12 protein-coding genes are annotated in these 13,292 nt (G+C 51.8%); 3 read left to right on the top strand and 9 right to left on the bottom strand.

Annotated features, from left to right (window positions below; translation table 11 throughout):
- Positions 1 to 55: 55 nt before the first annotated feature.
- From mraY to mraZ, 6 genes are read right to left on the bottom strand one after another with little or no spacing between them, the layout of a single operon-like run.
- On the bottom strand, positions 56 to 1,186 hold the full coding sequence (gene mraY, locus LCH85_15715; GenBank protein MCA0353440.1) for a phospho-N-acetylmuramoyl-pentapeptide-transferase: 1,131 nt from the start codon (positions 1,184 to 1,186) through the stop codon (positions 56 to 58).
- Positions 1,187 to 1,203: 17 nt separating this feature from the next.
- Complete coding sequence (locus LCH85_15710; protein MCA0353439.1) at positions 1,204 to 2,673, bottom strand: UDP-N-acetylmuramoyl-tripeptide--D-alanyl-D-alanine ligase; 1,470 nt, start codon at positions 2,671 to 2,673, stop codon at positions 1,204 to 1,206.
- Between the two features lie 44 nt (positions 2,674 to 2,717).
- A complete protein-coding gene (locus LCH85_15705) occupies positions 2,718 to 4,544 on the bottom strand; it encodes a penicillin-binding protein 2 (GenBank protein ID MCA0353438.1) in 1,827 nt (608 codons plus the stop codon).
- Between the two features lie 36 nt (positions 4,545 to 4,580).
- Positions 4,581 to 4,952 carry a hypothetical protein gene (locus tag LCH85_15700; protein MCA0353437.1) on the bottom strand — a complete coding sequence of 124 codons (372 nt, stop codon included), beginning with the start codon at positions 4,950 to 4,952 and terminating at the stop codon, positions 4,581 to 4,583.
- Positions 4,953 to 4,980: 28 nt separating this feature from the next.
- Complete coding sequence (rsmH, locus tag LCH85_15695) at positions 4,981 to 5,994, bottom strand: 16S rRNA (cytosine(1402)-N(4))-methyltransferase RsmH (GenBank protein MCA0353436.1); 1,014 nt, start codon at positions 5,992 to 5,994, stop codon at positions 4,981 to 4,983.
- 8 nt (positions 5,995 to 6,002) lie between these two features.
- A complete protein-coding gene (mraZ, locus tag LCH85_15690; GenBank protein MCA0353435.1) occupies positions 6,003 to 6,434 on the bottom strand; it encodes a division/cell wall cluster transcriptional repressor MraZ in 432 nt (143 codons plus the stop codon).
- A gap of 300 nt (positions 6,435 to 6,734) precedes the next feature.
- On the opposite strand from mraZ, the gene LCH85_15685 reads away from it, so the two are divergent.
- From LCH85_15685 to LCH85_15675, 3 genes are all read left to right on the top strand, one after another.
- Positions 6,735 to 9,803 carry a GAF domain-containing protein gene (locus LCH85_15685; GenBank protein MCA0353434.1) on the top strand — a complete coding sequence of 1,023 codons (3,069 nt, stop codon included), beginning with the start codon at positions 6,735 to 6,737 and terminating at the stop codon, positions 9,801 to 9,803.
- Positions 9,804 to 9,805: 2 nt separating this feature from the next.
- Positions 9,806 to 10,186, top strand: coding sequence for a hypothetical protein (locus LCH85_15680; GenBank protein MCA0353433.1), 381 nt, complete (start codon positions 9,806 to 9,808; stop codon positions 10,184 to 10,186).
- A gap of 97 nt (positions 10,187 to 10,283) precedes the next feature.
- Positions 10,284 to 11,150 carry an intradiol ring-cleavage dioxygenase gene (locus LCH85_15675; protein MCA0353432.1) on the top strand — a complete coding sequence of 289 codons (867 nt, stop codon included), beginning with the start codon at positions 10,284 to 10,286 and terminating at the stop codon, positions 11,148 to 11,150.
- 245 nt (positions 11,151 to 11,395) lie between these two features.
- Here LCH85_15675 and LCH85_15670 read toward each other — a convergent pair whose 3' ends face one another.
- Genes LCH85_15670 through LCH85_15660 form a run of 3 tightly spaced genes read right to left on the bottom strand, consistent with a single transcriptional unit; the run spans position 11,396 to position 13,269 of the window.
- Positions 11,396 to 11,836 (bottom strand): DUF1801 domain-containing protein, encoded by a 441-nt coding sequence (locus LCH85_15670; GenBank protein MCA0353431.1) that lies wholly within the window; start codon positions 11,834 to 11,836, stop codon positions 11,396 to 11,398.
- A 3-nt stretch (positions 11,837 to 11,839) separates the two neighbouring features.
- Positions 11,840 to 12,814, bottom strand: coding sequence for an aminoglycoside phosphotransferase family protein (locus LCH85_15665; protein MCA0353430.1), 975 nt, complete (start codon positions 12,812 to 12,814; stop codon positions 11,840 to 11,842).
- Positions 12,815 to 12,816: 2 nt separating this feature from the next.
- Positions 12,817 to 13,269, bottom strand: a complete 453-nt coding sequence (locus LCH85_15660; GenBank protein MCA0353429.1) for a hypothetical protein — start codon at positions 13,267 to 13,269, stop codon at positions 12,817 to 12,819.
- Positions 13,270 to 13,292 lie beyond the last annotated feature (23 nt).

The following is a 13,292-nucleotide window of genomic DNA, read 5'->3' as shown; positions in this document are numbered from 1 at the left end:
TAAGCGCCTTGCTATTGAATCAAGCCAACTCTACCAGCAACCTTACGAACAATCGTTAATTGCCCAACGGCGTTGGATAGGCCGTTGGCAGCGGATCATCGGTCGTGGTAAAAGGATTATTTGGGGTCGTCGGCTGGCTGGAACTAGATTGTTGGGGCAAGGCTGGATTTAGTGCCAGCGAAATGCCAATCATTGCAGCAATAATCCCAATCATCACAAAACGCTGCACCACTTGCATTTCCGACCAGCCTGCTAGCTCGAAGTGATGGTGAATTGGGGTCATTTTGAAGACCCGTTTGCCAGTGCCAGTAGTGATGCGGGTATATTTGAAGTAGTAGCGCTGAATCACCACTGAGGCGGCTTCGAGCACATAAATAATCCCGACGATTGGCAGCAACAACCAGGCTTTGGAGATCAGCGCCACAATCGCCAAGGTCGCGCCCAAGGCCAACGAGCCAGTATCGCCCATAAATACTTGAGCCGGATGGGCGTTGAACCACAAAAAGGCCACACACGCGCCCGAAACCGTAAACGAGTAGGTCACCAAATAATCGAAGCGATAGACAAAGGCAATCACACCAAAAGCGGCAAAGGCAATCGCTGAAGTCCAGCCAGCCAAGCCATCCATGCCATCGGAAAAATTCACCGCGTTGGCCATCGCCACAATCAAAAATGTTGCGATCGGAATGTACCAATAGCCAATATCAATCACGCCAACAAATGGCACAACCACCTCGCCGCCATTATCCAAGCCAAATGGTGCAGGTAAATATAAGGCCAGCGAGGCAAAAAAGGCGATCATCACCAGCCAAACCATTTTGAAGCGTTCGGTCAGGCCAAAGGTTTTCGAGCGCACTTTGGTCAACGAAAGATAATCATCGAACGCTCCAAGAATGCCATAGCCAACTAGTGCCGCCAAGGGCAACAGCATCGACCAACGCCCAACCAAGTTGAAAATCACCGTGATGATCACAACCGAGGCGATGATCATCACGCCGCCCATGGTTGGCGTGCCAATTTTGATCATGTGGCTCTGCGGACCATCAACCCGAATTGCTTTGCCAATGTTATGGGCTTTGAGCCAGCGAATCCACCAGCGGCCAAGCACTAGGGTTAAAATAAAGGCCGCTCCTGCCAATAACAACGCTTCAGCCAGTTTGAGCACCAACGCTCGCTGAATCTCGATCACGACCTGTTGGTTATTCACGCCGTAGCCTCCGGCCTAACTTGCAAGGCATTTGCAACATCTTCCATGGCAGCAGCACGCGATCCTTTGACAAGGACGTAATCATTCGCTTGGAGCGTCGATTGCAACGCCGCAATCACCGCAGCTTTATCAGGCAGCACATGTACTTGTTCAGCAGGCAGGCCTACTTCAATGGCTTCTTCGCCAATCCAACGCGCTTTTTCGCCTACTACATATAGTTGATCAACTACATCGGCGGCTCGCACCCCAACCAAACGATGACCCGATTCGTCGTGCGGGCCAAGCTCGGCCATATCGCCAAATACGGCAATGCGGCGGCCTTGTAGTTCAGCCAATAAATTTAGTGCCGCAATGCAGGAAACGGGCGAGGCATTGTAGGTATCGTCAATCAGGGTTGCGCCGCCAACCGCCGGATATGAGAGCAAACGTAATTGGGCGCTGCTGCGTAATCCTTGAATCAGCGAATCCCATGAAAGCCCCAACACAATCCCGACTGCTGCCGCCGCCAAAGCCGTGTGCACGCTGTGCAAGCCAATCAAGGGCAATTTAATATGCCATTGCTCGCCACGATAATGGGCATCAAAGCCAATACCATCGAGGCCACGGCTTTCGATGTTATCAGCCCACAAATCGGCTTCAGGGTCAAGCCCATAGGTAAAAACTTGGGCTTTGGTCACCTGCTGCATCGCCCGCACCCGCTGATCATCGTAATTCAGAATCGCCCAACCATCGGCGGGCAAGGCTTGCACCAATTCGCTTTTGGCCTCGGCCACATTTTCGATCGTGTGCATACGCTCCAAATGCGATGCGCCAACATTGGTCACGATGCCAATTTGGGGCTGGGCAATCGTCGTCAACAAAGCTAGATCGCCTTTGTTATAGATGCCCATTTCGAGCACTGCAATCTGATGTTCTGGTTCAATCCCCAGCACCACCAAGGGCAAAGTATTTTCGCTGTTGTATGAGCGTGGGCTTTTGTGGGTGCGCATAGTTGGCGCAAGCATGGCCGCTAGCACCTCTTTGGTCGAGGTTTTGCCAACGCTGCCCGTAATCCCCACCACCACCAAATCGTTCTGTTGGCGATAGCGCGTTGCCAAGCGATGCATCGCAGTCAAGGGCTGATCCACGCTGATCAGAAAAAAGGCATTGGCTGGCGCTTCATTAGCAATCTGGCCTTGATCAGGGTCGAGCAAGACAAACGGTCGATCCAAACCAAGCTGGCTGGGATCAGCCAAACGCCCGCGTTGCACGAGGGCTGCTCGAACGCCGCGTGCCGCCGCTGCCGCAATAAAATCGTGGCCATCGACCCGTTCGCCATGTAAGGCCACAAACAAACCATCAGCGCTGGCTTCACGCGAATCGATGCAGGCACTACGAATTGGCAAATTGGCGAGGGCTGCGGGCAATTGCAAACGTGGTTCGCTGGCAATTTTCACCCCATCAACGACTGTTTGTAAGGTTAGCATAGGCCTATCTCAAAGCCATGGGTTGCATGGCGCTAATTCATTGCTTATTGGGCTTTTTGGCATTCATGCACCAACTCAGGGTTGGGCGGAATTTGATAATGGGTCAGTAAGCGCTTGAACACGGCAGCATAGACTGGAATCGCTGATGTGCCCCAAATATCTTGGGTACGATCAAGCTTGACCAAGACCGTAAACCGCGCATCTTCAATTGGACCAAAGCCCATAACCGAGCCAATCGTGGCATTTTCGTAGCCGCCACGGCCATCGGGAATTGAGCTTGTACCAGTTTTGGCCGCAATGTTGTAGCCAGGCACCAAGGGCACACCGCCGTTGCCTTGGCGATCATAATAGCCGCTACATGCCGTCCACCACATCTTTTCTTGAAACGCATAGTTGTTGTTGGCGGCCCGTACCATCATTTTGGCCACATCCATCGCAACATCAGCATCGATGACTTTGCGCAACACTTTTGGCTCAACCTTGTGACACTCACCTCGCTCACACCATTCTTGAATGATGTAAGGCTGCATCAAGTTGCCACCATTGGCAAGCGCCGACATCGCCCGCACATGTTGCAGCGGCGTTACGGCAATCCCCTGGCCGTAGCCATTGGTTGAAAGCACAATTGGCCGCCAGTCAAGGGTTGATTCAGGCCATTGCACAATCCCAGCCTCTTCGCCGCCCAACTCAATTCCAGTTGGATCGCCATAACCAAAATCGTGCAAGCCTTGATAGAAGGCTTGGTCGCCCGCCATTTCGGCATATTGCAAGGCTCCCACATTCGATGAATACAAAATCACATTTTCGGGAGTCATTGGCGAGTGACCATTGGAATCAAAGTTGGCGCAGCAGCCAGGCGCACGGGCAATAAACCCCGGGTCATCAACCACACTATTGACGGTAAAGGCCTTGGCTTGTAGCCCAATTGCCAAATTAATTGGTTTGAACGTCGAGCCAGGTTCGTATTGATCGGTAATCACCGAGTTTTTATTGTAAATTTCTGGTTGATATTCGGTATAGCGATTGGGATCAAACTTGGTGGAAGTTGCCATAGCCAAAATCGCACCAGTTTTGGCATCCATCACGGTGATCGAGCCGCCACTTGCGCCATGGTTGACTAAGGCATTTTGCAATTCTTCTTCGGCAATATGTTGGGCAGTTGGATCAATCGTCAAGGTGATGTCAGCGCCATCGCGTGGCTCTTGCACAGTTGGCGGCTCGATCCAAATCGAGTTCGAGGCCGAATCGATTTCGGCTTCTAACGAGCCAGCGACCCCAGCCAACAGCGAATTATTATAGCCCTCAACCCCGCTAATCCCCACATTTTCGTAATTGGCAACGCCAACCACATTCGCGGCAAACGTGCCTTTGGGGTAGACCCGCACTGGTTCTGGATTAAGCGTTAGCGCGGTATTTTTGAGCGCCCGAATTTGCTCGCTGACCTCAGGCGTTAAGCGCCGCGCCAAAACCACATATTCGCGATCTTTGGTCAGCAACAATTGCTTGATCTCGCTAGGCGCTTTGCCAATCAACGGCGAAAGCAACAAAGCTAGGCGATCCGATTCATTCGGGTCGGTTGGGTCATCATCGATATAGGGTGGAGCCACGCCGAGTGTATCGCGATCCACATTCATCGCCAAAACACTGCCAGTGCTATCGCGAATGATGCCACGGGCAGGCTGAATTGTGCGATTTTGGCGAAACTCACTCTGCGCCAAACCTGAAAGCTGATCATGGCGTTGGATTTGCACTTCAAATAATTTATGGGCATTGGCTAAAGCAAACACCACACAGATCAACAAAATTGCGTTGATCCGCCAGCGTGAGAGCAATGGTGGGTTTTGAGGAGTTGGAGCGGTACGTGAGGCCATGCAAGTTCCTCCAAGCAGCAAAGGCTGGAACGGGCGCTAACGAGCCTGAGCCGTCCAACGATGGTGTGGTAGTTCGATAATCAGATATTCGGCTTGGCTTGCTTCAATTGGCTTGAAGCCCAAGGCAGTTGCCCGCTGACGCACAACCTCAAGCGATTGCGATTGTTCAATCTCATAGAGCAACTGGTTATTCTCGCGCTCCAACTTAATTTGCTGCACTTCGAGTTGTTCGAGCCGAAAGCCCAGCGCGGCAATTCGCCCAGTTTGCGCCAAATAGAGCATACACATCAAGGCCACCACTACCGCCAAAGCGATCAGTACACTAGCGCGGCGTTGACGGGTTGATTGGCTGGTGCTGCGATTACGGATGGCACTCAGGCCACCAATTGATTGAGATTGAACCGCCATCAAGCATCCTCCGACAGTTGAGCTATAGTTAAGACGCAAGCGCCTTGGTTAATCGTCGTTCGGCAACCCGCAATTTGGCTGAACGCGCCCGCTGATTGGCTTTCAATTCTTCGGGTGTGGCCTCAATTGGCTTGCGGCTCAACACCTCAAGCGTTGGCACATAATCGCAATCACGGCCAACTGGGTAGATACACGAGCGTGGGCCGGTTTTGGCAGCGCAATTATGCGGGCAGGCCAAAATTTCAAGTTTGGCTGGAATCAAACATTCACTAGCTTGATCGCGCATCCATTCTTTGACAATCCGATCCTCTAAGGAATGGAAGGTGATCACGGCCAAACGTCCGCCTGGGGCTAATAAATTGGTGGCCGCTGCCAAACCTTCGCGCAACGCCCCTAATTCATCGTTGACTGCAATCCGCAAGGCTTGAAACGTTCGGGTGGCGGGATGGGTTTTGCCAGCTTGGCCACCCACGGCACTTTTGACCAAACTAGCCAATTGAGCAGTGCTGGTAATTGGGCTTTTGCTGCGTTGCTCAACAATTCGTCGGGCAATCCGCCGCGAAAGGCGTTCCTCGCCATATTCATAAATCAAATTAGCTAAATCGGTTTCAGCGAGCTGGGCAATCAAATCAGCAGCACTTTCGCCGCGCGTCGGATTCATGCGCATATCCAACGGCGCATCATATTGAAACGAAAAGCCCCGTTCAGGCAAATCGAGTTGCGGCGAGGAAACTCCAATATCGAGTAGAATACCATCGACTTGGTGCCAGCCGTGTTGGGCGGCGAGGCTAGCCATTTGGCGATAATTGCCATGGACAATCGTCGCACGCTCGCCATAGGGAGCCAGTCGTTCACGCGCTGCCGCCAAAGCCATCGGGTCTTGATCGATCGCGAGTAACTGGCCTGTGGGGCCGCTGCCCTCCAGAATACCGCTGCTATGGCCCGCCCAACCAAGCGTGCCATCGATATAGCGCCCAGTTGGGCGTAAATTCAAGGCTGCCAGCGCGGCATCATACAAAACTGGAATATGCATACTCACCATCAAACACCCTAAATCCCAAAGGCGGAGACATGCTCAGCCAAGGCAGGCGCTTCATCAGCAAAACTATCGAGCACCGTTTGCCAGCGCTCAGCCGACCAAATTTCAATAAAACTATCCATGCCCGTAACCACCGCTTGGTTGGTAATTGTGGCATACTGACGCAGGTTGGGTGGCAGCACAATTCGGCCCTGTTTATCGAGGCCCAAATCGCTAGCGCCAGCAAACATCAAACGGCGCAAATTGCGGGCCGATGGTTGGGTAATTGGCAGCGCGTTAATCCGGGCAGCCAATTCACGCCAAACTGGCATGGGGTAAAGCAGCAAATTTTGGTCGAAACCACGGGTCAACACCAGACCTTCGGCCAAACCAGCTCGAAATTTTGCTGGAATCGCCAAGCGGCCTTTTTCATCAACCGTATGTTCATATTCGCCCAAAAACATGGCATGCTCCCACTGTCAAGGCTTTTCCGCTCAGATGTTCGCCTACAGAATTCCCCACATTCCCCCACTTTGCCCCACTTCCATCGCCATTATAGGCCATGGATTATGTTTTTTCAACCGCAGGCCATGGCCCAACATGACAAATCGCTAACAGAATTCAGCTCAAAAGGCTTGACGAAGGCTGTTCAAATCTGCGCTAAAATAGGCCCAAAGCATCAAGTTAAATGCCAATTTTGCGCTTGACGCTAGCATGCTCATCGCTATAGAATGAGAGAGCATCTTCCTGAGACGAGGCTCACCATGACAAGGCCGCTCTTGCTGAGTTTTTGCAGTGCGACCATAACCGCGCTCTTGTTTGGATTGGGTTGGCTAGCCAATCTGCCGATGCCTTGGATTTTAGCCTTAGGGGTTGTGCAAGCAGGCATTATGTGGTGGCGCACACCATGGGCTGTTGGCAGTGCCATCAGCATGGCGCTAATCGCATGGTTTGCGGGCATTAATCAGGTTGGGTGGCTAGCACTGTTGGTTGGTGGTTGGTTGGCTCAAGGCGGCTTGCCAGCCCTCATTTTTATTCTGTATCGGTATCCCTACGATATGTCGCGCGAATCGGCCCTGAATGGTTTTTTGGCCAGTGGGGTGTTGTTCAACACGGCGATTAGCGCATTTTGTATGAGCATTGTCGGCTGGCAAGTCGGCTGGATCGAGGAACATTCATTGGTGGTAACCACAGCATTGATGTGGCTCACCAATAGTTTGGGTTCGTTGATCATCACCTTGCCAATGCTGCGTTTAGGCACGCCATGGCTTTCAACCCGTGGCTGGTTTGGCACGCCCGCCGCTTTGCAACGCAGCATTCATCGCAGCACCATCACCCGTAGCGACGTATTGCAATTGATCTTTATGCTCACGATCGTCGGCCTGATCGGCTGGGGTATTGATCGGGTTGCCTATATTCCTGTGCAATTTTTAAATGTGTTATTCCTCTTGCCAATCGTGGCCTTTACTGCCCGCCATGGGTTTGATGGTGCGTTGCTCTCAGCCACCGGCAGTATGTTAATCGCACTCTCATTTTTCCTCGATGAAACCAGCCGCATGCGCCGCGTTGGTACGATGGGCAACGACCGCGTAGCCTTTGCCAGCATTGTGTTTGAATTAGGTGTTTACTACTTAATTAGCATGATCGGTGGTTTATTAATTGATATTCAACGCGCTGAAAAGCAACGCCTCGCCATGCTGAGTCATGTCAATCGGATTTTCAACCAAGCGCAAAAAGAAGATTTGCTTGATCAATTGGTGCAAACGGTCTGTGAAGCGCTCCAAACTAATGTTGGAATTATGTTTCAATATGATGCCCACAGCCAAAGCCTTAAGCCGCTGGCCTGGCAAATGCCCAAAGATTGCTCAATTGACGTGATTGCAACCGCGCTATTAACGTATTTTCCCGATTTGAAGCAGCTGACCCAAACCTCGGCCAGCGCCTATCATCATAACGACCGTCATGCTGCCACCAACACCAGCGCATTTTGGCTCGAAACTGGCTTAGTGTCGGCCTTGCTCATCCCACTGGTTGGACGCAACGGCACCTTGGGCTTGATGGCGCTGTTTGATCAACGACCTGAGCGCTATTTTGGCCGGAGCAATATCAATTTTGCCGAAGCAATTTGTTCGCAAGCAGCGATCGCCCTCGAACAACGCGATTTGATTACCACGCTCCAGCAACAAACTGAGCAACTGAATGCAGTTTCGAATATTACCGCCACGCTCAACGCAACCCTCAACCTTGAGGTGGTTTGCCATCGCATCGCTCAGCAAATCGAGCGGGTCGTGCCCTACGATTGGGCCTGTGTGGCCTTGGCAACCGAGCAAACCCGCTTTTTCAGCGTGTTGATGAAAACTGGCCGTGCCGAAGTTGACCTGCTCGATAAAACCTTGGTGCTTTCACAGGAAATTTGGCAGGATTTTGGGCCGATCGATGCACCGCCGTATCGCATGATTATGAACTCATCGCCAGTTAGTCGCGCTGCCGAGTTGCGCCAAATTGGCTTGGCGGTCGCCTTGTTGGTTCCCTTGCGCCGTGATGATCGCTGGCTGGGCGTGTTGGTGCTTTCCAGCTTTGATCCTGATGCCTTTCCACCAGCCCATCAGCATTTATTGCAAATTTTGGCGCGACACATGGCCTTGGCAATTTCCAATGCGCAACTGTATCAGGAGCTTGAGCAAGCCTACCGCGCCAAACAAGAAGCCCAAGATGTGTTGCTACAAACCGAGCGCTTACGGGCTTTAGGTGAATTATCCAGCGGCATCGCCCATGATTTCAATAATTTGATTGCGGGCATTTTGGGCCACACCCAATTATTGCTAATCGAAGCGCCCGAAGAGCAACGCGAAGGCTTGGCGGTGATCGAACAAGCAGCGCGTGATGGTCGGCACATGGTTGAGCGGATTCAGCAATTTACCCGTGCTCAGCAGCCCGAAGATCATGAAATGGTCGATTTGAATACAATTATTAATGATGTGATTAAGCTGATTCGCCCACGTTGGCGCAGCCGCCCTGCCAGCACCATGATTCAAACCCGCATTGAAAAAGGCCAAATTCCATTAATTTATGGTTCACCGTTTGCCTTGCGCGAAGTGCTAACCAATGTTGTGCTGAATGCGACCGATGCCATGCCCAAAGGCGGAATTTTGACGATCCGCACCGAGCAAGTTGCCGAGGATGTGATTATGGAAGTCAGCGACACAGGCATTGGCATGGATGAAGAAACCCAAATTCGCATGTGGGAGCCATTTTTCAGCACCAAAGGCGAGCATGGCACCGGCCTAGGGCTTTCGATGACCCATGCAATTGTGGTACAGCATCATGGTGGGCGGGTCGCAGTGCAAAGCGAAGTGGGCACTGGCAGCACAATCTCGCTGGTGTTCCCAATTCCGCGCCCCGAAACTTCCAACGATCCGCTGCAAGTTGGCGGAGCACAAGCCTTGCAACGTGGCACAATTCTGGTGGTCGAAAGCGATACGCGGGTCCAATCGGCATTGGCGGGCTTGCTCGAAAGTTTAGGGCATACGGTGGTTTGCGCCGATAGCGGCACCTTGGCGCTCGATTTGGCTTATGCCCGCGATTTTGATGCCTTGATCGCCGATAGTGGCCTGACCGACATCAATGCTTGGGATTTGACTGAACTACTGAAAACCCGCGACCCTCTGTTGGTAGCAATGTTGCTGACGGTTTGGAATGCGCCCGATCTTGATACGCGCCGCCATGTGTTTGATGCAGTGCTGCCCAAGCCATTTGAATCGCAGGTGTTGGGCGAAACCATCGGCTTTTTGCTGAACAACCGCGCCAAATTGGCCAATAATATGGAGAACTAAGCATGAGTTTGCATCCCCAAGCAGTTCATTTTCCAATTGCACTCTTGCTGGTTAGCTCAATTTTGACCCTCTGGAACGAGCGCCGCCCGCATCACGAACTGGCGATTACCGCTCGTTGGTGCTTGAAAATCGGTTGGTGGAGCAGCTTGCTGGCAGTGATGACGGGGATTTTGGCCGCCGCCCTAGCCTTCGATCAGATTCGCCAGCAATTGACTTGGATCAATAGCCACGCCGTGGTTAGCCTTAGCTTGGTGGCGGTTTATTGGCGTTTAGTCTTAGGCAAGCCACTGCCCGCCGCCGCCCAAAAGCGCCGCCATCTGCTTGGCATTGGGCTAATCGTGCTAGCAGGCTGGCTGGGCGGCCAATTGAGTGAGCGAATCTAAACAATTTCAGCGTTGAATCTTCATCGATCCTTCATCGCCGCGCCTGAGAATAGCTCTTGCAAAGCGGAAAGTTCTTAGCGACGAAGGAGCAGCAACGATGGACAATGATGATATTCCAGTAGGCCGAATTTTAAGCCGCCGCGAGGCGCTCAAGCTTTTTTCAGCGGTTGGCGCAGGCATGATGTTGGCCGCCTGTGGGAGCCAAAGCTCAACCGCAACCACCGCACCAGCAGCCACCGCCACAACTGGCACAAGCGCCGCAACCGCTGTACCAACTGCCACCACTGCCGCAACCAGCATTGCCAGTTTGCCATCGTGTGTGGTCAAACCCGAGATGACAGTTGGGCCATATTTTGTCGATGAACAACTCAATCGCTCGGATATTCGCAGCGAGCCATCGGATAATTCGCTACGAGCAGGCGTGCCGCTGACCCTCAATATCAACGTTTCGCAAATTAGCAGCAACGCTTGTACGGCCTTGGCGGGGGCGATGGTCGATATTTGGCAATGCGATGCAGAAGGAATTTATTCGGGGGTGACTGATGCAGGCTTTCAAACTGAGGGCTTAAAGTTTTTGCGCGGCTACCAAATAACCGATGCCAATGGCGATGCCAGCTTTACCACAATCTTTCCAGGCTGGTATCAAGGGCGCACCGTGCATATTCACGTCAAAATTCGCACTACCAGCAGCACCAACGAAGCCTATGAATTTACTTCGCAATTTTATTTCGATACTACCTTGACCAATGAAATTTTGGCAAATGCACCCTACAAAGCTGGCAGCCAACGTGATACCACCAACGAAAACGATATGCACTACGCCAATGGTGGCGAGCAAATGCTACTTAGCTTAAGTAAAACTAACGATGGCTACACCGCTGGCTTTCCAATCGCGCTCGATTTGAGCGACGCTGAAACAGGCCAAGCTGATCGGTTTGAGCAAATGCAAGCTCCGCCACGCTAATTTTATATGGAATTGCTCCACGAAGGAACGAGGGGTCAGGGGTCGGAGATCTGGAACCACGAAGGACACGAAAAGCACGAAGGAAAGTAAGGCTATGGGCTGGTGGCGATTGTTTGAAATACCCCAAAATATGCCTATAGCCTTCAGCCAATAGCCATGGTTGCTCTGCGCCTCTGCGTTAAATTCATAATTTCTTTCTAGCTCCTGATCCCTGGCCCCTGACCCCTGATCCCTAATCCATCAACTTATCCTCGCATCGCCCGATAATAGCCAATATAGTCGTCAACCGAATAGCGCTGAATGACTTGGGCTAGCACATCGGGCAGCAAATCTTCGAATTTGCGAAAGCGCAAACACGATTTGCCCATATCGAATTTTTTGCCTGCTTGGCTAAATTGCTGCTGCAACCACGCCGCATAGGGTTCATCGTAGGCGACAGGCATTAGATATAACGAATTATAATTTTTCTGGGCGGCCAAAGCGACATAGCTCAACGGTTGGCGATTGTAGGTATTGGGAAAGCGCTCCAAGGGTATTTCATAGCTCAACATGCCCCAATTGCAGGTTTCAACATAGCCCTCGGGCAAATGCTGCAAGATCAATTGGCGCACTGGCTCGATCACGCTGTAGCGCTCAGGAGCCAACTCTGCCAGATATTGCTCGACAGTCGTAGCTTTGCTTTGCATCGATTACCTCCATTGATTGATAGCCTGTTGGGCTAGATTTAAATAGCGTTGATAATTGGCTTGAGCCGTAATCAACCAAGCTGGCGGGCGTTGTACCAGTCGCTCATCCAAGCCGCGTGGCACTTCATAGAGATACCGTTGCCAACGCACAACCCACCAAATCAGCATCAACGTGCGATAAATCTCAATTCGCTGGGCAGCCTGTGGGTCGTTGCCAAAGCCACAATAGGCCTGCACAAACCAAGGCCAATGCTCAGTCGGCACCTCAGCATAGGCCGGATGGGTCATCAGATCAACAATATCAAAGTTTGGATCGCCCCAGCCTGCGTTTTCCCAATCGACCGCGACAAAGCCTGTGGGTGTTGCCAAAAAATTGCGCCAATTGCTGTCAACCCGACATAAACTCATTGGCGGGCAAGGCAACTCAGGTGCAGCCCAAGTTTCTAGCCAGATTAATAGATTTTCGACCGCAATCGGCAATTGATCAGTCGGAATTTTGGCGCAATGTTGCTCGATCAAAGCCTTGCCATCAGCCACACTGGTCATATTGAGGGTTGCTTTGGGTAGTTCAAGCGTGGTTGATGTTTGGGTTATTTGGCGAAGCGCCCAGTAGTGGGCAATTAAGCCTTGCCATTGAGCCGAATCCTGGGGAATGCTCGTCAACGATGGAAAATCGATCCAGGTTTGCACCACAACTGGCTGGGCAAAATTGGCTTCATCAAGCCAAACTGCCTGCGGAGCCAGCGAACGATCAAACTCAGCCACTATCTGGAGCGCTTGATACTCACGCCATGCGCGGCGACGCTCATCACGAATCGTCCACTTAATCGCATAATCGGCATGGGTAGATTGCGCTCGATAGACCCGATTGTTCGCGCCACCAGCAATCGGGGTTAACTGCCAATGCTGCCAACGAGTTGGCTCGACCAACGATTGCTTGGCCAAATATTCGAGCACTTCGCGCAAGCGTTGATCCATAACTAACCTGATTGTGCAGCTGTAACGCGTGGCACAGCCAAGGCTTGGGCTACTTTGACGATATTCAATTCGCCATAGGTTTCGCGCACAAAGCTAGTTAATTGCTGGGTATGCTGGAGTAATTGGGCATAACGGGCATCGCGTAGCCAAATTGCATCAAAAAATTGCGAGGTTTTGTCGTAAAGCTTAAACAATTTGGTCAAATCGCTGCGCTGCCACAGATCACGCATTTCATGATCAAAATCATCGAAAGTCATTTCTTGTACCAGTTGACGCACTTGTTCAGGAGTGTTTTCCAACAAATCAGCGCTGGTATCTTCAAGCAAATCGTGCCAGAGCAGCACAATCGAGCCTACGCGACGGGTCGTTTCAGGCAACAAGGGTTCGGCCAAGATGCTCATGGCACACCAAATTGGGTGCATGGCATACGGCGTGCGACCATCCCATAAACGCACTTGATTTTGCGGTGTTCGCGCTT

It is taken from the genome of Chloroflexota bacterium (genome assembly GCA_020161265.1).
Classification (GTDB): domain Bacteria; phylum Chloroflexota; class Chloroflexia; order Chloroflexales; family Herpetosiphonaceae; genus Herpetosiphon.
This window is presented reverse-complemented; position numbering and strand designations above follow the sequence as displayed.

Bases quoted from the DNA above. Each gene is read 5' to 3' on its own strand.
- LCH85_15665 (MCA0353430.1), bottom strand. From the start codon at position 12,814: ATGGATCAACGCTTGCGCGAAGTGCTCGAATATTTGGCCAAGCAATCG.
- LCH85_15705 (MCA0353438.1), bottom strand. From the start codon at position 4,544: ATGGCCTCACGTACCGCTCCAACTCCTCAAAACCCACCATTGCTCTCA.
- LCH85_15670 (MCA0353431.1), bottom strand. From the start codon at position 11,836: ATGCAAAGCAAAGCTACGACTGTCGAGCAATATCTGGCAGAGTTGGCT.
- LCH85_15700 (MCA0353437.1), bottom strand. From the start codon at position 4,952: ATGGCGGTTCAATCTCAATCAATTGGTGGCCTGAGTGCCATCCGTAAT.
- LCH85_15685 (MCA0353434.1), top strand. From the start codon at position 6,735: ATGACAAGGCCGCTCTTGCTGAGTTTTTGCAGTGCGACCATAACCGCG.
- rsmH (MCA0353436.1), bottom strand. From the start codon at position 5,994: ATGGTGAGTATGCATATTCCAGTTTTGTATGATGCCGCGCTGGCAGCC.
- LCH85_15680 (MCA0353433.1), top strand. From the start codon at position 9,806: ATGAGTTTGCATCCCCAAGCAGTTCATTTTCCAATTGCACTCTTGCTG.
- mraZ (MCA0353435.1), bottom strand. From the start codon at position 6,434: ATGTTTTTGGGCGAATATGAACATACGGTTGATGAAAAAGGCCGCTTG.
- LCH85_15710 (MCA0353439.1), bottom strand. From the start codon at position 2,673: ATGCTAACCTTACAAACAGTCGTTGATGGGGTGAAAATTGCCAGCGAA.
- LCH85_15675 (MCA0353432.1), top strand. From the start codon at position 10,284: ATGGACAATGATGATATTCCAGTAGGCCGAATTTTAAGCCGCCGCGAG.